Source organism: Streptomyces sp. NPDC037126 (assembly GCF_055605965.1).
Window position 1 is genome coordinate 1 of record NZ_JBVJTD010000040.1, and the last position, 23,994, is coordinate 23,994.

Sequence of the window (23,994 nt, forward strand, 5' to 3'; positions counted from 1 at the left end):
CAGCCCTTCGGAACGGGCCCGGTCGACCAACATCGAGATCAACTGCTCGTCCGACACCGCCTCCGCGGCCGACTCGACGACCGGCTCCTCCACCGGCTCATGCTCGCTGATGGTCTCGCTCATTTCAGGCGTCTCCTTGATCATCGGATCCGCCGTCTATTGGACACCCCCACTGATCATTTCAGAATGACGTGGCGGAGCCGTCGAAGGCAGATAATGCTGCAGGCGAGTTCGAGTGGTCCCTGGTGGAGGTCGGCTCGTTGCTCATAGCGGACACGGAGTCGTTTGAACTGATGGAGCCAGGCGAAGGTCCGCTCGGAGCAATTGTCAAATCCTGTGGATGGCTTGATCAGCCCAGTACGTTGCGGCAGTGTTCCCAGGCAGGCTCGGACAGCAAAGGCCGCCAGCGGGTGAACAGTTCCAGCAGCGCGGGGCCGAAGCGGCCGCGCACCTCCGGGCTAACCGCGGCGATGTCCAGCTCGTTGGCTGCCGTTAGTTCGGCGAAGTCCCGGCGCTGGTGGGCGGTCGGCTGGGTCCGCTCGCCGGTGAAACGGTCGGTGAACTCGGCATCGTCCGCGGTGAGGGTGCGGTAGGAGGTCTTGCGGTCGCAGGACGCATAGGAGTACACCAGCGCTTCGGCCTCCTCGCCGATGGCCTGCATCAAATCGGCCCGCCGGTCCAGTGGCAGCAGCGTGGCGGGGAATCCGTCGGTGCCGTAGAAGGCGTGACACAGCCCGGCCGACACCAGTGCCGGACGGGCGCCCCAGGAGGCAAGAAGGGCGCTGACCCGCTGTAGATGGGCCAGCAGGTTGCCACCGGGATGGTCGATCGCCTCTGCTCCGGCCGTCCGCAACATCACCAGTGCCTGCTCGGTCACGGTGCTACCGCCTTCTGTGGCTTGACATCCTTGTCCCTGGGGATAGGAGCGGAGGCTATCGACGCTCCGTCGATCCTGCCAGGGCGACCGGGCAACTGCCGGTTGGTCCGCCTCACCTCCCAGCACGCCTGAACAGACGGGATGCTCATGGCCAGAATCACCTATGACGCCGCAACAGCTGCTTCGTTCAGGGCTGTTCGAGAAATCCCGCGCGACGGGCTGACGGCCTGGGAGGACGCCGTGCGCCGACACCTGAGTCCGTCCCCAGACATGACCATCGTGGACATCGGCGCGGGCACCGGAGCCTTCGCGACAGCCTTTTGCGACTGGTTCGCCGCGAGGGTCGTCGCGGTCGAGCCCTCCGAAGCGATGCGCGCCCTGATACCCAATCGCCCCGACGTCCAAGTTCGGGCAGGTCACGCCACGTCCTTGCCACTGCCGGACGCCAGCGCCGACGCGGCATGGCTGTCCACGGTGACCCATCACATCCCCGACCTTTCGGGAGCCGCGCAGGAGATCCGCCGCGTGCTGCGCCCAGGAGCACCGGTACTCATCCGCAACGCCTTCGCGGGCCGCTACGAGCGGCTTCGCATCGTGCGCTGGTTCCCCGAGACAACCAGGCTGCTCGACACTTATCCGTCCGTCGAAGAGACCTGCGAGGCCTTCGCCGACGCGGGCTTCGCCCCGGCCGCCCTGGAGCCGGTTCCGCAGACCGATATCGCGAGTCTGGACGAACTCCTGAAACGTGTCGATGCTCTCCGAGACGCCGACACGCTAATGCGCAGCCTTACCGAGGAGGAGTTCACTCGCGGCAAGGACCGGCTGCGCGGAACTGCGGGCGTGCACGACTCGGCCGCGGCGGCGGGCCTGGCGTCGTCTCTGGATCTGCTCGTGCTGCGTTGACCTCGGTCAGGCAGCCACGAGCTCGGCGCGTTCGACCAGCTGACCTCGTTCGAAGCGGGCTCCGGCGCGGACGAGCGGGACGAGGTGGGCTCCGTTGACGGCTCGCCAACGGGCCTGGGCGGACTCGACGAGTTTGAACACCATCGCGAGCCCGGCCGCGCGGGAGCCAGCGCCTTTGGTGACCTTGGTGCGGAGCCGGACAGTGGCGAAGGTGGACTCGATCGGGTTGGTACCAGGTATGAAAGTCGTGGGTGCCGCTGTCCGTGTCCTGGTGACCAGGCTACGGCCCGGTTGTACGGTGCGACCGTCAGGACAAGGGGTGCCCGGGGAATCAGCATGGGCAGGCCGATCTTGAACGATGGGCTGCGAGCCCGCCTTACTGATCATTTCAGAATGACGTGGCGGAGCCGTCGAAGGCAGATAATGCTGCAGGCGAGTTCGAGTAGTCCCTGGTGGAGGTCGGCTCGTTGCTCATAGCGGACACGGAGTCGTTTGAACTGATGGAGCCAGGCGAAGGTCCGCTCGACGACCCAGCGGGTGCGGCCGAGGCCGGATCCGTGGGCAACGCCGCGTCGGGCGATCAGGGATCGGATGCCGCGTTTCCGTATTAGGTGGTGGTACTTGTCGTAGTCGTAGCCCCGGTCGGCGAAGAGCCGTTTGGGTCGGTTGCGGGGACGTCCGCGCACTCCTCGGATGCGGGGTATCGCGTTCAGCAGGGGGATCAACTGTGTGCTGTGGTGCCGGTTCCCGCCGGTCAAGGAGACGGCCAGAGGCGTGCCGTGGCGGTCGACGATCACATGGTGTTTGGAGCCGGGGCAGCCGCGGTCGACGGGTGAAGGGCCGACGTGAGCCCCCCTTTGAGGGCCCTGATGTGGGAGCCGTCGATGGCCGCATCGTCCATGTCCAGCAGGCCGGTTACCCGCAGCTCGGCCAGCAGTGCCTCATGAAGGCGAGGCCAGACGCCAGCCTCGGTCCAGTCCCGCAGCCGACGCCAAGCGGTTACCCCCGAGCAGCCGACGCCCTGGACTGGGACGTCGCGCCAGGCCACTCCCTTGCGTAGTACGTACACGATGCCCGCCAGCGCAACCCGGTCCGGCACCGGCAGCCGTCCGGGATGACGGTGACGTCGGGGCGGCCGCTTTGGCAGCAGTGGAGCCATTCGCTCCCACAAGTCGTCGGAGACAAGATCGATAGACACCAGCCGGACCCTGCCCAGACGGACCTTCAACCACCAGCCGACACGCCGATCTCACCTCAAGTGCTCAACGGCCCTCTTCCGGCGCTGACCGCCGGTCGGTGAGGCGCTCCTGGTCGGCGGCGTTACCGGCACGAGCCTCGGTGCGGTGACCCCGTGCCAGGTAGTCCCGGACGATCAACTCGACAGCATCCTGAGGGCTCCTGGTGCCGGCCAGCAGCATGACCTCGATGGCCAAAACGCTGTCCAGGCTGATGGTGACCTTCGCCATGACACCTCCTGAAGGGTTCCCGAGGACCCCATCCAAGCGGCTAACGGTCGGCGATGGGTAGGTTGCCGCAACCGGGAAAGAGGGACGAAGCCGGAAACCCGGCCGGTCACGAACGGCTCATTCTGTAACGAGCTCTTAAACCCACAGCACACAAACCCCCGCGCAGGAAAACCTCCCCTCTCCCCCGGAAGGGTCCTCGACACATCCCCCTTTCCCACCCAGAGGCAAGCCGGAATTTCCCAAAATGCAAACCCGCGGGACGCCCCCACAAGAACGCCGCAAGCAAGAACGAACCGGAACACCCAAAACACCCTTCCGGCACACCTCCCACCGACCGACACCGCCGACCCGACAGGGAAACCACCACCGGCACCCCAGCAGGAGAACGATCACCGGCGACCGGACGAGGACCCGAGCACCAGCGACCGGACAGCAGGCCGAACACCAGCACATCCGCGACCGAACAGGAAGCCGGACACCGGCAACCGGACGAGAGACCGGACACCGGCGACGAGACGAGAGACCCAACAGCCGCAGCGCCCTGCAGCCACGAGGCCGGATACAGGACGGCACGGCCGCTGCGCCGAAACCCGCCCCCACCGCGGCACTGTCGGGGCCGGCCAGGGAACCGCCAGACCCCCCACCGGTCGACGAGCCCGTCACCCGGCCGGTCCTCCAGCCGGGGGACGCACAGCGACCCCCCAGCAAGCTGAAATGAATTCACGAAAGCTCGACCACCGAGAACCGAGAACCGAGAAAAAGAGGATTCCTCATGTCTAACGCTCGACGTCACATGGCCCGCATCGCCGGAATCTCCTGCATCGCCGCCCTCGCCGCAGGAACCATAAGCGTGGCCAGCGCCGAAGCCGCACCCATGCTGCAGCACCACGCCGCCGCATACTCCAACCACCACCAGAACAACATGTCACGCCACAGCGGCAACACCCAAGGCGGAACCCAGGGCAACGGCCGCGGCAACACCCAGGGCGGCACCCAGGGAGGCGGCCGCGGCAACACCCAGGGCGGCACCCAGGGAAGCGGCCGAGGCAACACCCAGGGCGGCACCCAGGGAGGCGGCAACGGGAACACGCAGGGAGGTACGCAGGGCGGCGGCAACGGGAACACGCAGGGAGGTACGCAGGGAGGCGGCAACGGGAACACGCAGGGTGGCACCCAGGGAGGCGGCAACGGGAACACGCAGGGCGGCACCCAGGGCGGCGGCAACGGCAACACCCAGGGCGGCACCCAGGGCGGCGGCAACGGCAACACCCAGGGCGGCACCCAGGGCTGACCACCCACAAGAAACACCGGCACCTCGCGGAGACAACCTCCGCGAGGCCTCCGGCATCCCCCCACCACACACACAACCCCTAACCCGACACCCCCAGCCGCCCCCCAGCCGACGGAGGCGGCTGAAGACCAGGAGACCAGACACACTCACACCCCCCAAACCCCACCCGAGGAAAGCAAAACAACCCCCAAGACCGACCAGGACACCCCCGAGCCACAACAACACCGACACAGCCCGAACCCGCAACACCACCCGCCCCCCACACACCAGACCCGCAAAAACACCACACACACCCAACAACCCGACACCGAAAGAACACGCACACCGCGCCCACACCCACTAGGCACCGAACACATCCCTCACCCCGGCGGCAGCCTCCTCACCCACCTCCAGCACGTACACACACGACCCGCAACCTGCAACGCCCGCCCCACCCTCCAACTCGCCGGCCTCTGCCACGCCCTCTACGGCACCGACAGCTTCCCGCAAGCCCTGCCCCCACTCGACCGACGCAACGACCTGGCACAGATCACCCGCGACGAAGCCGAGGTCATCGTCAACCTCTACGCCTCATGCGACCGCAAGGCCACCCACCCCGGCTCACAGCCAGCCCGACGCCGCCTTCCACAACAGATCCACCGGACACCCCAGCATCCCAACACCGCAACCGCGCCATGACTTCGCCGAACTGCCCACGGCCAACGAACCCGACATCGCCCACACAAACTCAGCCGTCCCCCGACAGCGGGGCCCCACACTCCTCACCCTGTTCACCCACCCCCAGAACCTGCCGAGCACCCGCGCCCAGCGCGAATGCCCCACCAAGCTCACCACACCCACCCGCCGGCCACCCCGCTGACCAAACAACACGCAGTCCGCCCCACCGGAACACACCCCCCAAACCGCAACCTCAACACATCCGCCCCCCTCACCCACCACCCAGAATCACGTCCCCACAAAGCCGACGTGCAGGCTCCGCCGGCTGCCAAACCCCCACAACCCTTCAACGGACCTCCGGCACAACCATCCCGAAAAGCCGTACACCGCGAACTCGGAGACGGGCAGCACCCGATCCACTGACAGAGACCATTACTCGCGGAGTTGCCCAAGTCCGCGAACAACACGACCTCAGCCACGTCCTCGCCGACCGGAAGCAGGCCGATGCCGTCGATCAGGATCAGATCGGCCCGGTAGATTGGGGGGACCGTGCTGGTGGTCGAGCCGTCGACCTTCGACTTGACGATCGCGGCAGCGAGGGTCTCCGGAGTGAACCAGGCGACCCGCAGGTCCTTCTCGATCGCGGCCTGGGCCAGACCCTCGGTGGAGTGCGACTTCCCGGTCCCGGACGGGCCGGCGATCAACAGGTTCTCCGCACGGCCGATCCACTCCAGGGTGATCAGGGAATTTTGCGTGGGTGCGGGGACGGTGGAGTCTTCGGCTCGCCAGGACGCGAGGGTCTTGCCGGTGGGGAAGTTCGCCGAGCGGCGCCGGAGGCGCCTGATTGCCGCGTCGCGGCCGGTGACTTCCTCGGAGATCAGCAGGCGCAGGACCTCGACGGGGTCCCACCGCTGGGCCCGGGCGGTCGCCAGGACGTCGGGTGCAGCCTTGCGCATGTAAGGCAGGCGCATCCGGCGCATCAGCTTGTCGAGCTCCTCGGGCAGGGCCGGAGCCTGGGGGGAACGTCACGGTCGGTAATTCCTTCGTGGGTCGCAGTGGGCGCCGCTAGGCTCGGCGGATGATCAATATGGCGGTGCGGGGTGACAGCGGGAACGTCGTGGCTCGTGCCAAAGCCGGTGTGGAGTGGACGGCCGGCTTCGCGGATCTGGACCCGGCGGAGTTCCCGATGATCTGGGCCCTGACGCCGTATGGGGATGCAGTTTTCAACCAGCGGCAGGTGCCGCTGCTGCTGGCGGAACTCGACCGGCTTCCTGCCGACTTGGGCGGTGACTGGGTCGGTCAGGCCCGCGAGCTGTGCCAGGTCGTGGAGCGCGGGCTGCACCTGTATCTGTGGTTCATCGGCGACTGACTCAGGTCAGTCTGCCCTCGACTTCCCCATCCGCCGTCTGCTGCTGGCCCAGGGCCTGCCAGGCGATGGTGCCGTTCTGGATCCACGGACGGTAGGTCCGCCGTTTGCCCGCCTTGCATGCGGTCTTCGCCGCGTTGACCGCCCGCCGGGTCGAGCGCGCGCTGCCCCGGAAGCCCATCTTCACCAGCTTGTCGTGGACCACGTCGGCGCGGATCGTCGCTTTCGACTGCTCGACCCACGCCTCGATCTTCTCCAAGAACGCGTCGATCACCTTCGGTCACGGCTCGCGCTCGAACAGGTTCCGTCCGCTGGCACGGGCCTCGGCATACCGCTTGACCGTCTTCGGGTCGTATCCCGTGAGGGCGGCCGCCGACCAGACCGTCTCGGTCAGGTCGTACGCCTCGAATATCTCCATGATCTCTCTGTCAGACTTTGTCACCGCCGGCCGGACTGCCATCCACCTGGATTTCTGGTGACCATCAGCCGGGACTCAACTGGCCGCACACCTGGACTCTGCCACGGCTGCCGACAGCAAGCCGAAGAGACCTCACGCAGCACAAAACCCCGCACCGCTCGGAAACCCCGCACTCACCAACTACCCGGCGCCCACCTCGCCCCACCAGGACACTCGACCCCCTGAGCCAGCAATCGCAAAACGACGGCGACGCCAGGCCATCTCCGACCTCGACGTGGGCTACGAACCCAGTTTCGGGGAGAGGCCGTCACCGGATGGTGAAGGCGCCGAAACCTGGCACGAGGCTGCGCAGTTGCATGGTCGGGTACAGACCGAGCTCGGCGCGGAGTCGCCGCGCATAGCGTTCGAAGTCCCGCATCGCCTCTGAGGGGTTTCCTTCGGCCAGGTGCGCTCGGATCAGGCATGACTGGCTGCTCTCACGCAGGGCGTCAGCGCGGATTGCCCCGTGGGCGGCGGCGACCGCATCGGCATACCTGCCGGCCGCGGTGAAGACTTCCGCGAGCCTTTCCAGTGCATGTATCCGCAGCTGCTGCCAATCCTCCGCCCGCAACATGGCCCAGTCGTCGTACCAGCCAGGCAGCAGGTCCAGCGAGAGCTCCTCGATTGCATCGGTCGACGCGCGCCAGGCCTCCTGGGCCGAACCCCGGAGGATCCGCTGGGCCAGCTGCTTGCCCTGGTGGAAATCGACGCTTACGTGACGCGCCAAGCGGACCTCACTCGGTCCGACGTCGAGCGCCGACCTGCCAAGCCGGTGAAGGCGGGACAGGGCAGATCTGAGGCTGGCGTGGGCTCGGCACTCGGGAGCGTCCGGCCACAGTGTTCCGGCTACCAGAGCCCGCGGCACAGCCGCCCTGCAGCACAGCGCGACGAACGCCAGCAATCGTTCCGAGCCGGACGGAAGCTGCACCGACTGGCCGTCGATCATCAAATCGAAGCCGCCCAGCACGACGAGGTGGTGCGCCGCCTCGGCCTCGACTCCGGACGAGCCCCGCGCACTGCCCGACCAGGTCACGGAAGAGCGCCCCCGCCCATCCCCCGTCAGCGCTACCGCTCGAGCAGCGCTGCAACCAATCCCGTCCTGTATCGCCATCGCCGTAACCGAACCCTTGGCGGTACACCTCAGTACGCTCCCATTTTGCGGCGTGCTCCGGGACCTGTCGAAAGATGCCGCGGACATCGGGCCCATCCCGTCGCGCCACGGGTGCCGGGAACGGCTTCGAGCGCATGCCGTCGCGTTGCCGTAACGCCACAGTCACGGCCACCACTCAGAGTGAGAGGAGTGGTGGGCGTATGTTCCACCTTCAACTTCGGCGCGGCTGGAGGAGCAGTGCCGAATATCAAAATGCGAGTGGCCAACGAGAGCACAGTCCTGTAGGACGACGCGGTTGCAGCCGTGGAACCGGCACTCCGGAAGCAGGTCACCGAGCACTGCGCGCCAGCCTGAGAATGGTGACCCAACTCTCGTATGTCGCGCGTACCGAGGTCTCCGAATCGTCCTGGTGGCCACCGGCATTGGACAACTCCGGCCAGGCCCGCGCCCGGGGCCTCCACAACCTCACCCCGAACTCATGCCGTTGGGCAAGGTGTTCGCGGGTACAGACCTACAGTTCGGCGAGGAGCGGACCGTGACTGCCAGCCATGAACTTCTTGAGACTCTCGCAGATCCCGAAATCAACCGCGGTGACCACATCGGCGTCGTCGACATCGCGACAAGTGGCACGGGATCGCACCCGTCGACCCCCGACGTGGTCTCCGACCGCGATGCCAACCGGCCGCCCGTTGGCAGCCGGCGCGACCGCCGTGCGACATCGCAATCCGGCTGGTGGCCGAACTGTGGGCGGTCATGATGTCGGACGCAAATCAACTCTCAGCCATGGAGCACCTCGTGGTGTTGATGCTGGAGAATCGCTCGTTCGACCACCTGCTCGGTTTTCTCTACACCGAACACGACAACGTCTCAGCCTCAGGTCAGCCCTACGAGGGCCTGACCGGCACGGAGTCCAACCCCGACAAGCAGGGACAGCCCGTCAAGGTCAGCCGCATCCAACCTACAGATCCGCATCCCTACTTCACGCCGGGCGTGAATCCGGGCGAGGGCTACCGGCCGACCAACGCACAGCTCTTCAGCTCACTCACACCTCCGTCACCACCAACGGCTACCATGAACGGTTTCGTCACGAACTTCGCCGACACATTGGTCTTGCGGGCCCAGCAGGTGGAGCACAATCCGCCTGGCCACCGGCCGACAATCATCCCGGGCACCACCGATGGCGACGTCATGCGCTGTCACACCCCCAGCAGTCTGCCCGTCCTGTCCAGCCTGGCCAGCGGCTACGCCGTATGCGACCACTGGTTCAGCCCGGCGCCCACCGAGACGATGCCGAACCGCGCGTTCGCCTGCGCCGGCACCAGCCAGGGGCACATGGACGACCACACCCACACCTTCACCTGCCCGAGCATCTTCGGCCTGCTCAGCCGACAACGCCTCGACTGGAGGGTATACGGGTACCGCAGTGATCCTCTGACCAGGGGAAACTTCCCAGACATCCACAACGCCACTGCCGATCACTTCGGCCTGTTCACCGACTTCCAAACCGCTGCCGGGACGGGAACACTGCCCGCCTTCACCTTCCTCGAACCCAGTTGGGATGCCACCGGCAACAGCGAGCACCCGGTCAACGACATGGCCAGCGGCGAACGGCTCATCCAGCAGGTGTACCGCACCCTGCACGACAGCCCAGCCTGGAACCACACGCTCTTGGTCATCACTTACGACGAACACGGCGGATGCTACGACCACGTTCCTCCTCCGGCCTCGGCCACGCCGCCCGGGGACGGCACCACAGGCGAGTTCGGCTTCGGCTTCGACCGGTTCGGCGTCCGCGTGCCGAGCGTGTTGGTGTCCCCTCTGATCGATCAGGGCATCGTGTTTCGCGTACCCGCCAACGGGACTCCGCTGGATCACACCAGCATTCTCAAGACCCTCGAAGAACGCTGGTCGCTGCCTGCCCTCACCCAACGGGACGCCGCCGCCACCGGCCTCGGAGACGTACTCACTCTCACCACCCCCCGTACCGACGACGTCCTCGCGAACGTGACCCCGCCCGCAGTGGCGGCAGTCAACCCGTCCGCCGGCGAGATCTCCCATCTCCAGCAGATCCACGCCGACCTCGTCGCACGCCACCTTGTCCCGGGCCCGCACGATCTGTACCGCGTCCTCCCCACTGATCAGACACCCGAGGCGTACGACGAGTTCATTCGCTCCCACACCGAATGACCGGCCCCGCGCCCCTCAGGCCCCGCAGCAAGCGGGATCGCCGGACGGATCAGCAGCGATGTTGATTCCGGCCGATGTTTCTGACCGTATCGGCACTCATTGACCGATCCACATTGGATGTCATTCACCATTGAGCGACATACGAAATGAGACATCCCAACTTGCGGTCGGAATCTGAGAATGCTGGTCCGGAAGCGGGTGAGGCGCAACCGGAATTGGTGCTGGACCCGATGTGTGGCGCTCGGCCGACGGGGGGTTGCACCGGAGTCGGCTGACTACACCGGGACCGGCGGTCGAAATGATTTTCCCGCCTGCAGCTCAACGCGTCGCGTAACCGCACGATGCCCCGTTTCGCCGGCCGCTGACGGAGGTTCACGATGCCACACGTCTCCTATCTGCTCCGTTCGCTATGCCGCATCATGTCCATCTTTGTGGCCGCCGTCGGGTGCGTACCTGACGACGGGTGACCGGATCGCCCTGTTCGGGCCGGTCGATGGCCTGCCGCCCCACGCCGTTCCGCAGCACATGGGCCAGCCGGCGGGAGACCTCGGGTGCGCTCGCGGCCTCGCTCAGCACCAGGCGCGCGTCGCTGTCGTGGAGCATCGACCGGAACCAGTCCGCGCGTCGTCTGTGATCGCCGTGCCCCCACTGCCGCAGTTCGACCTGGGCCTCGGCCTCCAGCCACTGGGGGACACGCTCGCGCAGCACACTCGCGAAGGTGACCGGCCCGGAGGCGAACAGGGCGGCTCGCTTCCCGTTGCGACGGTGACCAGCCGCACTCCCCCGTCCGGAGTACGACCCCATACCTGCCGAGCATCCTCGACTGCCCACCGAAGATCTGCTGGCACCGGCCGAAGCCTGACCGCACCGGTCTATCTCACGGGCTCTGGAGATGCGCCGAGCCACGAGAGCAGGGCGGCCCCAACGGCGGCTTCGCAGCACTACAGCGCCGCTGGACCCGCTGGTTGGTAACACGCTGGCGGCGTATTGGTGCGCACGGGTGAAAAGCGGTGGTGCGTCGTTCGTGTCAGGGCAGTCGACACTCCTGGTGTGCAAAGTTGACTGACTGTCGAACGCAGATCGGAACAGGGGTGATCATGCGGGGCGCAGTCCGGCGGGTCGTGTGCGTGGCTTCGATGGTGGCCGTGGCCGTGTGGGCGACGGCGGGATGCCAGGTGCAGAAGGACTCGGACAAGCTGTACGGCGATGTCCACACCGGGGACACTTCGAGCGTGGATGTTCCTACGGTGGAACTCGGATCCTCTGCCACCGGCCGGGTTCGCGTCACCAATACCGAGGACCATCCGGTGAGGGTCCGGAGCGTTCACACCATCGAAAGCACCGCCGGATCGATGCCCCACCGGGCCACGGCATCCCCACGGCCGCCTCAGCTCTCCGCCAACCTGGGGACGTGTGCCGGAAAGACGCTCAAGCCCTCAGAGACGTGTGAGATCGAGATCGTGTCCCGACCGACGGTCGCGGGGGTCAGCAAGGTCCTTCTCGTCATCGAGACGGATCCGCCCTCTGCCACCATTCGGGTGAGCCTGGTGGTGCATGCGTCGAAGGCGGGTGTCACCCCCAAAACACCGCCGAGCGTACCGGGGAATCCCACGTCCGGGTCGAAGAACCCCTCTGCCGGGAAGACGGGCTCTTCCACCGCTCCGGCGCCCGAGAGCGACACTTCCCCTCCCGTCTCACCGGATACCTCTCCCGGCTCCCCGGATACTTCACCTGGCACGCCGGACAAGTCTCCCGTCTCACCGGGTCCCACTGCACCAAGCCCTCATCCACCTACCGGGGCGACCGAACCCGGAGGTAGCGGGTCCGCTTCCTGACGGGCGTCAAGGCATCCGGTACTCGTTTCCGCGGACGTCGACACGAACGCTGTCGTTGTCAGGCAGCAGCACCACCGTGTTGAACCGCGTCCCGGACCGATCCCATGTGGGACCCACCAGGTAGTAACGGCCACTGCTTTTGGCCAGCAGCACGAACCATTCGTACTGGTACCGGTATGGCTCGTGGCCGGCTCCCAGATCCTTCCGCGTGACATCGGGCAGGTCGTATCCGATGGGCTGCCGCGCGTAGACGCGGACCCTGGGCAGACCGCGATAGCGATTGACCGCATCACGTCTGGCCTGTGTCACACCGGATTCGTCGGCATATCGCGCCATGCCGAAGAACAGCGTCATCACGAGAGTGGCGGTGAAGAGCGACCCGCCGACCAACCACAGCCTGTTGTCCGTCCGGCGGGCGTACGGGCGACGCTGCTGTCCTATGCGCAGATGAACCGCACAGATTCCCATGGTCGCGCCCAGCGCCACCACCAGCGTGGGGAGAAACTCCCGGACCGTACCGATCCACAGTCGGGCGACGACCTCGTCATTCCACCAAGGGGGCGCCACGAACACGACGGGGCCCAGCAGCGTCAGGGCGGTCCCCACACCCAGCAGCCCCCAGGTAACCCAGCACCGCAGCCTTCGGCCGCCCCTCACCAGCAGCCGCTCCAACAGCCCGAAGACGAGCAGCGCGGCGAACCCGCAGCAAGACAGGAGCCACAGGGGCAGAAAAATTGCCTTGTCACTTTTCACAACGTACGTCTGCGACGACAACTGAAGGTCGTTCGTCGGGACACCGAAGAAGGCGTAGTACGACGTGATGTAGGTATTGCCGAAGTAGTAGAGCAGAGCAAAGACGACCGTCCCGGGCCCCAGGGCATAGGCAGCCTTCTCGAGAAGGGACTTCTCGGACGGCTCCCGTGCAGCGGGTCGGCTGCGAACCGGAGACCGGGCCGGTGAACCGGCACGAGACATCCGCTTTCGTCGCCCACGTCGTTGCGCACACACGGTCCAAGGCTGTTCCGCCACGTCCAGAGCTGCATCCCTGGACAGGCCGATCGCGTGATCTATACCCGAGGACGGTCCACGTCGTGCTGATCGTCGCGGAGCCGGCCGCCAAGGCCGTACGGCCCGGCCAGGTCTCGGCCCGGACTTCCACCTCGGCGTGCGCCCCCGGCCCCCGGCCGATGTCCGCCTGGTAGGGGCGAGGTCGTCGACACCCGCGCCGAACGCCTCCCGTGCCGCCGCGCCGACGCGGAGGACACCGGACGTGGGACGCTCGTCGCGGCGAGCGCCTCGCCGCTCGCTCGGGTTGGCGCCCGCGTGCCTACGGGCCATGGAAGACGGTTCGGCGGACTACGCCGTGCCGTGGTGCCCGGCTGCCGCACGAACGAAGGCGCGGCAGGAAGAGACCGCGCACGGTCCTCCATGGCCGTCCCAGGGTAGTTTCCGGACCCCTTCACACCGACGGCCCAGGGAGCGAATCGGGCACATGCGGCCGGGCGAGAGCTGTGAAAGCGTCATGAGCACCCGGACCCATTCCCCGCTGCTCATGAAGGGCCAACGGTGATTACTGCGGCAATCGAAATGGGGGCGCGATCGGCGCTGTCCTGGGGGAAATTCAGCCTCGGTCAGTACCTGGGGCTGATCCTGATCGCGGCGGGGACGCTGGTCGGCGCCCGGCTGGGGCGCCGGTGGTCGCACCGCTCGACGATGCTGCTCGGAGCCGCGTCAGGGCTGCTGCTGGCTGTGGCCAGCGCCGACATCGTGCCGCACGCTCTGCACGAGGCACAGGAGCAGGGGCTGGCGAGCTGGATCGTACCGGGCACCGTCATCGCGGCCTTCGCCATCGCCACGGCGGGGCACACCCTGCGCAGACGGGGTGAGCGGGAGCGGCTCGGGGCGCAGGAACGGCCGTCGCCTCTTGCTGCACCGGCTGGTCGAGGGCATGACGGGAACTGCGCCAGTTGGGCATGTGGGACGGCAAGGGCATTCCGCCCGTCGTGGTGACACCTGCTCCGCTCGGTCCGCCGCCGCCCGGCACCGGGGAGGAGGCACGCGTCCTCGCGGCCGTGTCGACGCCACCGGCCGACTCACGTCCCCGTGTCGGCAGCGTCTCCCTGAGCCTGACCTGACCGGGGGCGCAGAGGACGGAACGGCTACCGCAGACCTGGCGGGACCTCCACGTAGCGAAGCTTCCTCGACCGACCGGAGACGGTGAACGACTTCACCCGGCTGCGGTTCGCCCAGCTGAGGTTGACGGCCCGTGCTGACCTGACAGGGGTGAACCAGCGGCCGAGCCTGGCAGGGACCGTGTGCGTGCGGTGGACCGCGGCAACGGACCGGCACCGGCGCCGGCCAGCTTCCTCTCGGCTTCCTCGCGGTGAAGCGGGACGGTTGATCCGGCACGCACGGGGTCGGCGGCGGACGGAAGGGTCCGCCGCCGACGTCCAGCTCTGTCGGAGGGGAGCGTCGAGCGGGGTGATGCGGGGCCGCGCGCGTCGGGCCCCCACGAAGCCTCGTTCCGCGTGCGCAACTCCACCTACCGGCGCAGAATGAGAAGCACGGGACTCTTGCGGCCTGCGTGAACACGCGGCCCCTCGCTCCGAGTCCCCTGCGCAGGGGACTTGTGACTCTCCTCGAACAACCCTCTCCTTTCTAGGAGGGCCCCATGCGCGCCGTCTGCGGCATCCTCCCGCCGTACATCCTCGAAAAGCTGGCCGAGGCGGACCATCCCGACGTCCGCGAGGCCGCCAGGGAGACGCTCTCCATCGCCGCCGACTTCCGGCAGAACCGGATCGACACACCGAGCCTGACGGCACCCGCCCCGCCCACACAGTTCGTCCTGACACGGACGATCTACGACACCAGCTACGGCATGACCCTGCCCGGCACCGAGGTCAGGGGAGAGGGTCAGGCCCCCACGCTGGACGGCACCGTCAACCGTGCCTACGAAAGCCTCGGCCTCACTTTCACGTTTTTCCAGAAGGTCTACGGGCGCCACTCCATCGATGACGCCAACCTGCCCCTGGACGCGACAGTCCACTATCGTCGACGGTTCGACAACGCGCTCTGGAACGGCAGTCAGATGGTCTTCGGGGACGGTGACGGTCTCGTGTTCAACGACTTCACCCTCGCCGTCGACATCCCCGGCCACGAACTCTTCCACGGGGTCACGCAATACACCGCCGGTCTCGTCTACCAGGACGAGGCCGGCGCTCTCAACGAGTCGGTCTCGGATGTCTTCGGCTCGCTCGTGAAGCAGTACGGGCGGCAGCAGACAGCCGATCAGGCCGACTGGCTGATCGGGGCCGGCGTGTTCACCCCCGCGGTGCGTGGCCAGGCCCTGCGGTCCATGAAGGACCCGGGTTCGGCGTTCGACGACCCGAAACTGGGCGGCAAGGACCCCCAGCCGCAGCACATGGCCGACTACCTCCACACCAGCGACGACAACGGCGGTGTGCACTTCAACTCGGGCATTCCCAACCACGCCTTCTACCTGGCCGCGATTGCCATGGGCGGCTTCGCCTGGGAGAAGGCTGGACGCATCTGGTACGAGACGATGACCTCCGGTCAGCTCCCCCAGGACTGCACCTTCCGTCAGTTCGCGGATGCCACGGAGAACACCGCCAAGCGGCTCTACAACTCAGGAAGCGAGCTGGCCGCGGTGGAGGAGGCGTGGCGGGCCGTCGGCGTGTGAGGTCCAGCGGCATGCGCATCCGGCTGATCAGAAGCGGTGGCCTGCTCGGCATGCCCCGCCAGGCCGTCGCGGACACCTCCGGCCGGTCCGACGGGGCAAAGCTGGAACGGCTTGCGCACCAGATCCTCGCCGAACCGGACGCCCGGCCCACAGCCGGGCCGGGCGTACCTGACGCCTACCACTACACACTGACCGTGGATGACCAGCCCCCGGTCGAGTTCACCGACCCGGGACTGACCGAGAGCCAGCTCCAGTTGGTCGAGCGAGTCCTCGGGGAGGGCTTCTGAGTCGCGCAGGGCTTCTCTCAAGGCCTTGGCATGTGGGTTTTGCCGGCACATATTCCTCCGAGGCAACGGTGTCAGATCCGGCAGATCCCTCGCTCGTAGTCGACGGTCGCCGAGGCCTGGGAGTACGTCCACTGCGGCTGGAGCAGGTCGCTGTCGAGCTGGCGGGCGGCGGCCGGGCTCTCCACGATGTATCCGAAGTCCTGGAGCCATGCCGGGTAGAGGTTCTTCGAGCCGACGTAGAACGCCGAGCCGTCGACCGCGATGAGCTTGTGGTGCTGGGCGTACGGGTGGCCGTCGGCCCACTTCTCGCTCGCCGAGTCGCGGAGCGAGGCGAGTTGGAGGTTGCCGCACAGGGCCGCCCGGGCGCTCTGCTCGTCCCCCGTGACTCGGGCGAGCCGACTGCGCAGCGCGTCGCTGATCTCAGAGAGAGACTTGATCTGCGAGTAGCCGCCGCTGCCGACGGTCCCACGGTTGGCGGGGTCGCTGACGACGATGCGTACCTTGACACCTTCGGCGAGCTTCGCGGCCAGGGCGTCGTAGACGCGGGTGTCGTAGCGGGGCAGCGGCGGACACGTGGCGTTGAGGTCCTGTTGCGAGATCTCGATGTGCTCGGTAGCGCTGGAGATCAGCGAACGCAGGGCCCTCTCTTCCGGGTTGACCGTGTCGTAGTCGCGGTCGCCGTTGGTGTTGTCGTGCAGGCCCACCACGCACCGGGTGTCAGCGGTGTCCGGCAACGAAGGACGCCAGGCGGACGCCGGGTCGGAGTCCTTGATGCCCACGCCGAGGCCGCCGACGGCGATGACCGGGACGTCACCGGTGGCGGGAACGGCTCGGGGGTTGGTGTCCCGTTCCATGCCGGCCTGGCAGTCCGCTCCGCCGGAGGTGGCGTACCAGACGCTCGCGACGTTGGTCCGGTTGCGGCAGGTCCAGTCCCACAGCTGGTCGAGGTAGCGGCCCGCCGTGCCGGCCGCGGGGCCCGACAGCGCCAGGTCGACGTCCGTCACCGGGTGCGGGGTGTCGAGGTAGTCGCCCTTCCAGTCGTTGATGCCGCCGGTGATCGCGGTCTCTCCGTCAACGACCAGGAGCTTGGAGTGGTTCCACGAGAAGGCTGTCTTCGACGTCGTCATGGAGGCGACGTCGATGGTGAGGGCGTCGGCCGCGGGGCCTAGCTTGGCGCGCAGGTCGTCCAGGTATTTCGAGGGGCGCACGTTGAGGTGGTACACGGGTGCGGCGCCGACGAGCACCCGGACCTTCAGGTGGTGTCCTGCGGCCACGGAGGACTTCAGGCCTGCGACGATCGCGTCCTGGAAGGCGCCGTCCGGAAAGGGGGCGAGGCTGGAGATGTCGACGGTGCGGGTGGCCCGGGCGATGTTCTCGGTCATCCTGGCGAGGAGTCTCCTGCTCCCGGCGCGATCATGGCACTCCGGGTCGCCCCAGCAGCCGGGCGTCGGCAACAGCCAGCCCGTGGGGTCGCCGGGCGGGGCGTCGAGCCGGTTCCCGGCCGTCCGCTCCCATACGGTGCCTTCGAGTCCGGGTGAGACCTCAAGGAGGCTGCGTTCCACGGCGTCGAGATGCGGGGTCGTCGATGGGGCGGCGATGGCGGGACCGGCGGGCAGTACGGCGAGGGCCAGAGCGGATATCAGCGCGGCCCGCACCGCGCGGTCTAAGCGGAGCGAAATGATCACGTGCAGAAGTTACCAGTGAGTATGACCGGACGGTGAACGTGACACAACGCCTCGGTGGACCCAGACCCGACACGCCCCACGCCCGCCACTCCGGAACCATCCAATTCGGCGAAGGCCATCCCACCGTCACCAGCGCCTGGGCGACAACGGCTGCAAGACCAAAGCCGTGGAACGAACCGCCCCCTCGCCATCGGCTAACGCCATCCCGTCACCCGCGGCTTGCACATCCAACCCCGGCGCCGGGCCGTCGAACGCACCCTGGGCTGAGTCATGTACCAAGGGACGGGCCGTAGTCGGAGCCAATGTCGTTGTGGAACCACCCTGAGTCGGCTTCGAAGTGGAACCACGTACGCTGCCGGGCCTGGTGCTCCACCTCCGGCGCGCTCGCGGGTGCCGGAGCGCCACTGAGGCCCGACATCGAGCGCCATGCCCACAGTCTTCCCTAGGCTCCGTGCACGCCCGAGCTGTGGATGCCTCCCCTCGAGGCGGTTTCGAAGAGCGGGTGCCGGACCTCTTCCATCGGGCGGCGCGCGATCTCGAAGCGATCCGTCGGGCCGATTCCGTCCGCGCAGGCCATGGGCAGGGGCGGCAGCAGGGCGGTACCTGCTCTGGCGTGATGGCCTGGTCCAGCAGAAGACCCAGGCACCGCAGCCGCCTGCCTGCGGAGCGGCGACAATGGTCTCGTACATGTAGACAGTAGCGACGTCGTGACGCGTGAACGGCTCGGATGAGCGTGGTGTGGGCGGATCCGTCCGGCACTTTGTGGACGGCTGGGCCGATGACCTGCTGCCGGAGTATCCGGCGGACGTGGCCGATGCAGACGCAGCGACGGTCGCCGACGCATTGGTCGCCTCATACGGAGGCCGACGCTCGGCCTCCGGTGTACGGAACATCACCTGATATCGCTGCTGCGTCATGTCCGTTCAGGTGGCTGTTGCGTGCCGTCGGCCTTCTGGGGGCTTTATGTCAGCGGGACGGCTCCGGGGCCGGGCAGGCGCCAACGGCTCCGCCGGCCAACTGGCCCAGCGTCGTGCCGACCGACACATCCGTCCGGCAGCCATCCTTCTCCGGGTCGGCCAGGACAGAGCCACCGGCACTCGGGGGCTGGCCGTTCACCGGGCGTGTGATGCGCACGCCCCTCGCGCTGAGGCAGAGGGCAGCTCGACCGCCGATGGCGGCGCAGCTCATGCCAGTATCCCGTCACCGGCACGCCACGCCGTTCAATGACGTCATACGCGCTCTGGGTCGTTCGCTTCCTCGGCAGCCGCAGTCCGGGTACGGCGGTGCCTCAGCAGGGCGCTTCCAGCCATCACCAGACCGATGGCGGCGGCCTTGGCGGCCTGGTAGTAGCCAGATGCCAGGTTCTCCGGGGTGCCCGGGAGCCGGAAGAAGACCCACGCTGCTACGAGCCCCCCGAGGACGATCAATAAGACAGAGCCCATCGTCCCCAGCTCTGCCCACCAGGGCCCGGGCCCATATTCCTGCTCGTCGGTCTGGTCAACGCCCTTGTCTGACACGGTCTGTTCTCCTGATTGATTGGTGGCCGTCGCGAGGGTAGACGTGGGCCCGGCATGGGTGGTTCACCGGTCGCACCACTTCGACAAGCATCACCAATGGCACCCATGGGGCCGGTAGGCATCGCAACCCTCGCCCTCCAGCAGATCGAAGACGACCCAGCGGCTCAGGTACCCGCTCCCTCAGGACGTCCGCGCCGTCGTCGGGATCGGACACCTCTGGCGGTGCGGACGCGTCCATCGCCTTGGCCATGGCCAACTCACTGATCGTTTCAGAATGAGGTTCGCAGGCGGCGGAGGCATATGAGGCCGCAGGCGGTTCGAGTAGGCGGTGATGAAGATCCGCGCGTCGCTCGTATCGGATCCGGAGTCGTTGACCTGATGCAGCCAGGCGAAAGCATGCTCGACTACCCAACGCACGTTGCGTCAGGCTCTGGGTGACGTCGTGTCGGTCCCGTCGGTGAGCGTGACCGCGGGCGGGGTGTCGTGGCGATCGACGATCAGGCGGTGCTTGGAGCCGGGGCGGGCGCGGTCGACAGGCGTAGCGGTAGTGGTAACAGCATGCGGTCGGCTGCTGCACCGTGTACGTCTTCTGCGGACCCGGACTCTCCGTAATCGCCCGCGCCCCGCCCGGCACACTCACGCCGGACCCTCCCGACGTCGCAGTGCCAGACGACGAGGAGGGCCCGAAGTGACCATGTGGACCGGCGAGCAGCCCGCCAACAGCAGACAGGCAAACAGGGCCGGCGGCTCGGCACGGTGGATGAAACGCATGACGTCCCCTCACCGGCAGGCATCGCTGAGCGGATGCCGCGGCTACGACTTCTACTGAGGCGTCGGCAGATCGTGCCCCGTATCGCTCGCCGCGGCGTCGAGACATCCAACGGCCTCGGTGAACACCACTGGGTCGTCGAGCGAACGATGTCCTGGCTGAACGGGTGCCGTCGCCTGCACCGCCGCTACGAACGCAAGGCCGTACATTTGCTCGCCTTTCGTCGGCATCGCCAACACCCTCATCTGCTACCGCCGCTGCCTCAACTCGGGTGACATCCCGGTGTCGGCTCCTTGATGATGAGCGGCGTGCCTGCTTCCGAGACGCCCAAAGCCGTCGTGGCCCGCCTCTTCCAGCAGATCCGGAACGAGACATGGCCTGCCCATCTCAACACTGCCGAGCGGGCAGGCATCGACCTCGTGATGCTCGATGCCGATATCGCCGGGTGCGTGACGACCTGGCTGAGCAACAACGGTTCCCTCGACGCATGGCGTCTCTCAATTCTCCGCCGGAGGCTCTCCGATCTGGAACAGATACTGCCTGAGCTCGACGAAGGTGACAACCTTCGTTTGTGGCAGCTCTGGCACCAGGTCGCTCAGCTCGTCTCCGCGACCGCTTCGTACTCCACCAACTGAGACGACGTCAAGTACGTGCTCTTCTGGCCTGCGGGTGCGGCCGGCGACCAGCAGGGTCAGGGTCACGCACGTGACAACGCACCAAGGGCCGTCGCCCGACCCGTCGTACCCCTTGCCCCTACTCCCGGTGGGACCGCGAGACCCCCATGTCCGTCGAAGTAGTCGACGGGGTGCGTCACTTCGTCGGCCACCGCTCTGTGATCACCGGCTCCGGTCGGAGCGTCCCCGGTACCGAAGCCGTGCTCGTCCTCGGTGCGTTCTGGTCAGCAGCGTGCCAGCACTGCCACGTCCCATCCGAACCCCACCATCAGCCGGCCATCCGAAGTGACGGCCACCGCAGATACCTCCGCTGGGAACACCAACTCCGGTCCAGACTGTCGGCCGACGGCCAGATCCCACACCCGCACCGTGCGATCGTTGCTGCCGGTACGGCGACAGGACGGCCCTCCACCACGCCCGTCGCGACCACCGACACGCGGTCCTCGTGGCCGGTGAGTGGTTCGCCGACGGCCCGGCCGGTGGCGAGGTCCCACACGCGCACCGTCCCCCGCAGCCGCCAACGCCTCCTCACGCCCGGCGGCATCGCCGAGCGCCGCCAGGACCTGCTCCGGATCACCGTTCACGAGCCACTCGGGATCCGTCAGCCACCCACCGACCGCCGCGGCCTCGCGGGCAGGTAAACCCCTTTGGAGATCACGAGACATGGCCAGCACCCTAGCCGCCCTGGTTGCGGCGATCGCTGTGCTTCCGAAGCATCACATCAGACATCGCACACTGGGGTGTTGAGGACTCACGGCGGCTTGGCTTCACCACGATGACAATGGGAGTGGCGCTGCCGGCAGCGCAGTTGGCTCACACGCCGCGGTGCTGGCCGTACCAGGACCCAGGACGGACTGAGCTGTTGAGTCCGGTCGGAGAAGCTGACGCGGTGTTCTGCCCATGACCTACGGACCCGCCCCCTCCCGGTCGGGAGGGGGCGGGTCCGTAGGTCAGTCGGTCAGCGGACGGCCACCGTGTCGTTCACGGCCCGCTCGCCCTCTGCGGAAGCGCTCCAGGCGGACACGATGTCGTCCCGATGATTACAGTCCGACCGGGTTGACGTAGGTGCCCGGGTGGGTGGCCCCGTCCTGCTTGAGGATCTGGCCGCCGAACGGCCACTTCAGGGTGAAGTGCTGCGTCTCGTTCGGCGGGGTCACCAGGAACTTCGCCGGAACGAACTTCTCGTTCTGCGGCGTGGACCCGGCCACCGGGAGCAGGTTGATGCTGAAGTCCGTCGTGGCCCCCGGCTCCAGGGTCAGCTTTTCGGGCTTCTTGGAGGAGCGCACCAGGGACCAGGTGCCGTCTGTCTTCTGAGCGCCGATCATGTCGACACCGGCGAAGCCGGACAGGGTGCAGGTCCGCTTGCTCTGGTTGGTGAACCAGATGTACGCCTGGGTCTGCTTGTCGAACTGCCCCATATCCGGCTTCGCGTCCTCCCCCGTCGCGAAGCCGGCCTTCAGGTCGGCGGTGTGGCAGCGGGTCGGCGAGGCCTTGGCGGGGGCGGCCGAGGCCGGGATGGCGGCAGCGGCGGTGCCGGCGACGACAACGGCCGCAAGGGCCACGGCGGTCAGCTTGCTGTTCATGAAGTTCGGGTTCCCCTCGATTACGGATCGGCGCGCGAGGTCACTGCGCGCCTACGTCACTGAAGACGCGAAATGTCTCGGAGGCGTTCGGTGTGCCGACGACCTTTTCCCCCGGTCAGGCTCCCGGACGCGGGGCCCGGGGAGCGCGCCGTGGAGCCGTGTTGCACTTCTTGGCCGACACGAGTCAAGCGCGCCCAGTGCCGAAGCGCGGGATCGATCGGGTGGGTCACCGCGCCAACCTTTCCGGCCAGGGGGCAAAGCGGATCCCCCGCTCGAGAGGCCGCGGCCTTGCGGCGCGGCGGGTCCGCGGCCGACGTGCCCCTGCCCCTGCCCCTGCCCCTGCCCAGGGGCTTGGCCACGCGTCACCATCCTCTCCTCGCGCGACTTTACCAACCCTTTACAACCTGTCGTGATCCTGTCTCGTCTCTCCGCTCGATCCATCACGCAGCCGGCCCGGCCACCCGCCGGGCCGGCCGACGAAAGAGAGCGATTCATGCGCCGAACAGTCCTCAGCGCCACGGCAGCCGCGTGCGTCGCCGTGCTGGCGAGCACGGTGCCCGCGTTCGCCCACGGTGGGAGCGCGTCCCCGACCGCCCGTCCCTCCGCCACCTCCGTCCCGTCGGCCCGGCCGAGCGCGCCGGCCAGCGCGGAGCCGAGCGCGGTCCCCACCCGGGCGCCGAGCCGGGCGGCCACCCCCGTGCCCTCCGTCGTGCCGAGCGAGGGACGCGGCCAGGTCGGCGTCGTACCGAGTGGTGCACCCAACACCGGCGTGGCCACCGGCTCCGACAGTTCCGGCTCGGACGGCGCGCTGATCGGCGGCAGCGCCGCCGGTGCCCTCGCACTGGGCGGCGCGGCGGTCTTCCTCGTGCGCCGCCGACGGGCGACCGGGGCATGACCCACCTCTCCAGGCGCGCGTTCGTCACCGTGGCACTGGCCTCGCTGCTCGTGAGCTGCGCCGGCCACAGCGGCGACGGGGCATCCTCCACCCGCCCGAGTGGGACGCAGGTGACCGCCCGGTCCTCCGCGGGCCCGACCAACGCATCGGCCCCGCTGAGCCGTTCGGTCCCGGCACGGCTGCGGATCCCCGAGATCGGCGTCGACACCCCGGTCATGCGACTCGGGCTGGCGCAGGACGGCAGCGTGCAGGTGCCCCCGATCACCGCGCACGACCAGGCGGGCTGGTACCAGAACTCCCCGACACCGGGCCAGACGGGCCCGTCGGTGATCCTCGGCCATGTCACGGTCGGCGCCTACGGGGACGGCGTCTTCCGCCACCTCGACCGGCTGCGCCGGGGCGACGGGATCACGGTGCGTCTGGAGAACGGCAGATCGGCCGGGTTCACCGTCACCTCCGTACGGACCGTCGCCAAGGCCGACTTTCCGACGAAGTCGGTCTACGGCGACGTCGACCGGCCGGAACTACGGCTCATCACCTGCGGCGGACCCCGTACCGGCAACGGCTATCTCGACAACGTGATCGTCTTCGCCGCGTTGAGCACCCCGAGCCGCTGACCGGTTGCCGCCCACCTCGATCCCGGGCCGATGGAACGTACGCCGTCGGTCCGGGGTCTTTCCCGCGGGTGCCCCGCGCCCAGGGGCGCAGAGAGTCCCCCATCCCTCCATGGAGAG

General features: G+C 67.7%; 24 protein-coding genes and 5 pseudogenes. 12 read left to right on the top strand and 17 right to left on the bottom strand.

Annotation, left to right across the window (positions count from 1 at the left end; genetic code table 11):
• Nucleotides 1-176 precede the first annotated feature (176 nt).
• Both ACZ7FF_RS41790 and ACZ7FF_RS41795 read right to left on the bottom strand, forming a co-directional pair.
• A pseudogene (locus ACZ7FF_RS41790) lies at nucleotides 177-317 on the bottom strand (IS5/IS1182 family transposase); the annotation flags it as partial.
• Nucleotides 318-349: 32 nt separating this feature from the next.
• Nucleotides 350-877, bottom strand: coding sequence for a DUF6817 domain-containing protein (locus ACZ7FF_RS41795; RefSeq protein WP_470819597.1), 528 nt, complete (start codon nucleotides 875-877; stop codon nucleotides 350-352).
• A 147-nt stretch (nucleotides 878-1,024) separates the two neighbouring features.
• On the opposite strand from ACZ7FF_RS41795, the gene ACZ7FF_RS41800 reads away from it, so the two are divergent.
• On the top strand, nucleotides 1,025-1,780 hold the full coding sequence (locus ACZ7FF_RS41800; protein ID WP_470819598.1) for a class I SAM-dependent methyltransferase: 756 nt from the start codon (nucleotides 1,025-1,027) through the stop codon (nucleotides 1,778-1,780).
• Nucleotides 1,781-1,786: 6 nt separating this feature from the next.
• Here the strand turns inward: ACZ7FF_RS41800 and ACZ7FF_RS41805 are convergent.
• From ACZ7FF_RS41805 to ACZ7FF_RS41815, 3 genes and pseudogenes are all read right to left on the bottom strand, one after another.
• A pseudogene (locus ACZ7FF_RS41805) lies at nucleotides 1,787-2,011 on the bottom strand (IS256 family transposase); the annotation flags it as partial.
• Between the two features lie 152 nt (nucleotides 2,012-2,163).
• A protein-coding gene (locus tag ACZ7FF_RS41810) for an IS5 family transposase (protein ID WP_470819673.1) occupies nucleotides 2,164-2,939 on the bottom strand; the annotation gives its coding sequence in 2 pieces (ribosomal slippage) (nucleotides 2,164-2,639 and nucleotides 2,639-2,939; 777 coding nt in all).
• Nucleotides 2,940-3,042: 103 nt separating this feature from the next.
• Nucleotides 3,043-3,246, bottom strand: a complete 204-nt coding sequence (locus tag ACZ7FF_RS41815; RefSeq protein ID WP_470819599.1) for a hypothetical protein — start codon at nucleotides 3,244-3,246, stop codon at nucleotides 3,043-3,045.
• A gap of 772 nt (nucleotides 3,247-4,018) precedes the next feature.
• Here ACZ7FF_RS41815 and ACZ7FF_RS41820 point away from each other — a divergent pair.
• Together ACZ7FF_RS41820 and ACZ7FF_RS41825 are read left to right on the top strand one after the other, a co-directional pair.
• A complete protein-coding gene (locus ACZ7FF_RS41820; protein WP_470819601.1) occupies nucleotides 4,019-4,537 on the top strand; it encodes a hypothetical protein in 519 nt (172 codons plus the stop codon).
• A 354-nt stretch (nucleotides 4,538-4,891) separates the two neighbouring features.
• Nucleotides 4,892-5,215, top strand: coding sequence for a DUF6817 domain-containing protein (locus ACZ7FF_RS41825; protein ID WP_470819675.1), 324 nt, complete (start codon nucleotides 4,892-4,894; stop codon nucleotides 5,213-5,215).
• A gap of 149 nt (nucleotides 5,216-5,364) precedes the next feature.
• Here the strand turns inward: ACZ7FF_RS41825 and ACZ7FF_RS41830 are convergent, their stop codons facing one another.
• Nucleotides 5,365-6,174: an ATP-binding protein gene (locus tag ACZ7FF_RS41830; protein WP_470819602.1), complete on the bottom strand. Its 810-nt coding sequence runs from the start codon at nucleotides 6,172-6,174 to the stop codon at nucleotides 5,365-5,367.
• Nucleotides 6,175-6,272: 98 nt separating this feature from the next.
• Here ACZ7FF_RS41830 and ACZ7FF_RS41835 point away from each other — a divergent pair, with 98 nt between their 5' ends.
• Nucleotides 6,273-6,563 (top strand): hypothetical protein, encoded by a 291-nt coding sequence (locus ACZ7FF_RS41835; protein WP_470819604.1) that lies wholly within the window; start codon nucleotides 6,273-6,275, stop codon nucleotides 6,561-6,563.
• A 1-nt stretch (nucleotide 6,564) separates the two neighbouring features.
• Here the strand turns inward: ACZ7FF_RS41835 and ACZ7FF_RS41840 are convergent, their stop codons facing one another.
• The 3 genes from ACZ7FF_RS41840 to ACZ7FF_RS41850 all read right to left on the bottom strand — a co-directional run bounded on the left by ACZ7FF_RS41840 (nucleotide 6,565) and on the right by ACZ7FF_RS41850 (nucleotide 8,050).
• The gene (locus tag ACZ7FF_RS41840; RefSeq protein ID WP_470819606.1) at nucleotides 6,565-6,819 is read right to left on the bottom strand and encodes a hypothetical protein; all 255 of its coding nucleotides are present in this window, start codon (nucleotides 6,817-6,819) and stop codon (nucleotides 6,565-6,567) included.
• Nucleotides 6,820-6,840: 21 nt separating this feature from the next.
• Nucleotides 6,841-6,978 (bottom strand): hypothetical protein, encoded by a 138-nt coding sequence (locus ACZ7FF_RS41845; RefSeq protein WP_470819608.1) that lies wholly within the window; start codon nucleotides 6,976-6,978, stop codon nucleotides 6,841-6,843.
• A 307-nt stretch (nucleotides 6,979-7,285) separates the two neighbouring features.
• Nucleotides 7,286-8,050 (bottom strand): AfsR/SARP family transcriptional regulator, encoded by a 765-nt coding sequence (locus tag ACZ7FF_RS41850; RefSeq protein ID WP_470819609.1) that lies wholly within the window; start codon nucleotides 8,048-8,050, stop codon nucleotides 7,286-7,288.
• A gap of 810 nt (nucleotides 8,051-8,860) precedes the next feature.
• Between ACZ7FF_RS41850 and ACZ7FF_RS41855 the strand changes: the two genes are divergently transcribed.
• Nucleotides 8,861-10,315: an alkaline phosphatase family protein gene (locus ACZ7FF_RS41855; RefSeq protein WP_470819611.1), complete on the top strand. Its 1,455-nt coding sequence runs from the start codon at nucleotides 8,861-8,863 to the stop codon at nucleotides 10,313-10,315.
• Between the two features lie 417 nt (nucleotides 10,316-10,732).
• Here the strand turns inward: ACZ7FF_RS41855 and ACZ7FF_RS41860 are convergent, their stop codons facing one another.
• The 3 genes from ACZ7FF_RS41860 to ACZ7FF_RS41870 all read right to left on the bottom strand — a co-directional run bounded on the left by ACZ7FF_RS41860 (nucleotide 10,733) and on the right by ACZ7FF_RS41870 (nucleotide 13,125).
• Nucleotides 10,733-11,023: a hypothetical protein gene (locus tag ACZ7FF_RS41860; RefSeq protein ID WP_470819612.1), complete on the bottom strand. Its 291-nt coding sequence runs from the start codon at nucleotides 11,021-11,023 to the stop codon at nucleotides 10,733-10,735.
• A gap of 679 nt (nucleotides 11,024-11,702) precedes the next feature.
• Nucleotides 11,703-12,053 carry a hypothetical protein gene (locus ACZ7FF_RS41865; RefSeq protein ID WP_470819613.1) on the bottom strand — a complete coding sequence of 117 codons (351 nt, stop codon included), beginning with the start codon at nucleotides 12,051-12,053 and terminating at the stop codon, nucleotides 11,703-11,705.
• A gap of 103 nt (nucleotides 12,054-12,156) precedes the next feature.
• Complete coding sequence (locus ACZ7FF_RS41870; RefSeq protein WP_470819614.1) at nucleotides 12,157-13,125, bottom strand: hypothetical protein; 969 nt, start codon at nucleotides 13,123-13,125, stop codon at nucleotides 12,157-12,159.
• 591 nt (nucleotides 13,126-13,716) lie between these two features.
• Here ACZ7FF_RS41870 and ACZ7FF_RS41875 point away from each other — a divergent pair.
• The 3 genes from ACZ7FF_RS41875 (at nucleotide 13,717) to ACZ7FF_RS41885 (ending at nucleotide 16,137) form a co-directional block, all read left to right on the top strand.
• Nucleotides 13,717-14,160, top strand: a complete 444-nt coding sequence (locus ACZ7FF_RS41875) for a hypothetical protein (protein WP_470819615.1) — start codon at nucleotides 13,717-13,719, stop codon at nucleotides 14,158-14,160.
• A gap of 661 nt (nucleotides 14,161-14,821) precedes the next feature.
• Entirely contained in the window at nucleotides 14,822-15,850 is a 1,029-nt protein-coding gene (locus ACZ7FF_RS41880) for a M4 family metallopeptidase (protein ID WP_470819616.1), read from the top strand.
• 11 nt (nucleotides 15,851-15,861) lie between these two features.
• Complete coding sequence (locus tag ACZ7FF_RS41885) at nucleotides 15,862-16,137, top strand: protealysin inhibitor emfourin (RefSeq protein ID WP_470819618.1); 276 nt, start codon at nucleotides 15,862-15,864, stop codon at nucleotides 16,135-16,137.
• Nucleotides 16,138-16,208: 71 nt separating this feature from the next.
• Here ACZ7FF_RS41885 and ACZ7FF_RS41890 read toward each other — a convergent pair whose 3' ends face one another.
• The 4 genes and pseudogenes from ACZ7FF_RS41890 to ACZ7FF_RS41905 all read right to left on the bottom strand — a co-directional run.
• Nucleotides 16,209-17,822, bottom strand: coding sequence for a phospholipase D-like domain-containing protein (locus tag ACZ7FF_RS41890; protein WP_470819619.1), 1,614 nt, complete (start codon nucleotides 17,820-17,822; stop codon nucleotides 16,209-16,211).
• A gap of 268 nt (nucleotides 17,823-18,090) precedes the next feature.
• Nucleotides 18,091-18,678: pseudogene (locus ACZ7FF_RS41895) on the bottom strand (DUF6183 family protein).
• A 373-nt stretch (nucleotides 18,679-19,051) separates the two neighbouring features.
• Complete coding sequence (locus ACZ7FF_RS41900; protein ID WP_470819621.1) at nucleotides 19,052-19,339, bottom strand: hypothetical protein; 288 nt, start codon at nucleotides 19,337-19,339, stop codon at nucleotides 19,052-19,054.
• Between the two features lie 269 nt (nucleotides 19,340-19,608).
• Nucleotides 19,609-19,879 (bottom strand): annotated as a pseudogene (locus ACZ7FF_RS41905) (transposase); the annotation flags it as partial.
• A 288-nt stretch (nucleotides 19,880-20,167) separates the two neighbouring features.
• Here ACZ7FF_RS41905 and ACZ7FF_RS41910 point away from each other — a divergent pair.
• Nucleotides 20,168-20,405 (top strand): annotated as a pseudogene (locus tag ACZ7FF_RS41910) (hypothetical protein); the annotation flags it as partial.
• Nucleotides 20,406-20,416: 11 nt separating this feature from the next.
• Complete coding sequence (locus ACZ7FF_RS41915; RefSeq protein WP_470819623.1) at nucleotides 20,417-20,743, top strand: hypothetical protein; 327 nt, start codon at nucleotides 20,417-20,419, stop codon at nucleotides 20,741-20,743.
• Nucleotides 20,744-21,822: 1,079 nt separating this feature from the next.
• Here the strand turns inward: ACZ7FF_RS41915 and ACZ7FF_RS41920 are convergent.
• Entirely contained in the window at nucleotides 21,823-22,365 is a 543-nt protein-coding gene (locus ACZ7FF_RS41920; protein ID WP_470819625.1) for a DUF4232 domain-containing protein, read from the bottom strand.
• A 493-nt stretch (nucleotides 22,366-22,858) separates the two neighbouring features.
• Between ACZ7FF_RS41920 and ACZ7FF_RS41925 the strand changes: the two genes are divergently transcribed.
• Complete coding sequence (locus tag ACZ7FF_RS41925; protein WP_470819627.1) at nucleotides 22,859-23,260, top strand: sortase-dependent protein; 402 nt, start codon at nucleotides 22,859-22,861, stop codon at nucleotides 23,258-23,260.
• The gene (locus ACZ7FF_RS41930; protein ID WP_470819629.1) at nucleotides 23,257-23,877 is read left to right on the top strand and encodes a class F sortase; all 621 of its coding nucleotides are present in this window, start codon (nucleotides 23,257-23,259) and stop codon (nucleotides 23,875-23,877) included. The genes ACZ7FF_RS41925 and ACZ7FF_RS41930 overlap by 4 nt, the downstream gene beginning before the upstream one ends.
• Nucleotides 23,878-23,994: the final 117 nt, after the last annotated feature.

Coding starts and splice junctions, on each gene's coding strand:
- ACZ7FF_RS41830 (WP_470819602.1), bottom strand. CDS start 6,174: ATGCGCCGGATGCGCCTGCCTTACATGCGCAAGGCTGCACCCGACGTC.
- ACZ7FF_RS41870 (WP_470819614.1), bottom strand. CDS start 13,125: ATGTCTCGTGCCGGTTCACCGGCCCGGTCTCCGGTTCGCAGCCGACCC.
- ACZ7FF_RS41800 (WP_470819598.1), top strand. CDS start 1,025: ATGGCCAGAATCACCTATGACGCCGCAACAGCTGCTTCGTTCAGGGCT.
- ACZ7FF_RS41930 (WP_470819629.1), top strand. CDS start 23,257: ATGACCCACCTCTCCAGGCGCGCGTTCGTCACCGTGGCACTGGCCTCG.
- ACZ7FF_RS41880 (WP_470819616.1), top strand. CDS start 14,822: ATGCGCGCCGTCTGCGGCATCCTCCCGCCGTACATCCTCGAAAAGCTG.
- ACZ7FF_RS41835 (WP_470819604.1), top strand. CDS start 6,273: ATGATCAATATGGCGGTGCGGGGTGACAGCGGGAACGTCGTGGCTCGT.
- ACZ7FF_RS41920 (WP_470819625.1), bottom strand. CDS start 22,365: ATGAACAGCAAGCTGACCGCCGTGGCCCTTGCGGCCGTTGTCGTCGCC.
- ACZ7FF_RS41845 (WP_470819608.1), bottom strand. CDS start 6,978: ATGGAGATATTCGAGGCGTACGACCTGACCGAGACGGTCTGGTCGGCG.
- ACZ7FF_RS41820 (WP_470819601.1), top strand. CDS start 4,019: ATGTCTAACGCTCGACGTCACATGGCCCGCATCGCCGGAATCTCCTGC.
- ACZ7FF_RS41885 (WP_470819618.1), top strand. CDS start 15,862: ATGCGCATCCGGCTGATCAGAAGCGGTGGCCTGCTCGGCATGCCCCGC.
- ACZ7FF_RS41815 (WP_470819599.1), bottom strand. CDS start 3,246: ATGGCGAAGGTCACCATCAGCCTGGACAGCGTTTTGGCCATCGAGGTC.
- ACZ7FF_RS41925 (WP_470819627.1), top strand. CDS start 22,859: ATGCGCCGAACAGTCCTCAGCGCCACGGCAGCCGCGTGCGTCGCCGTG.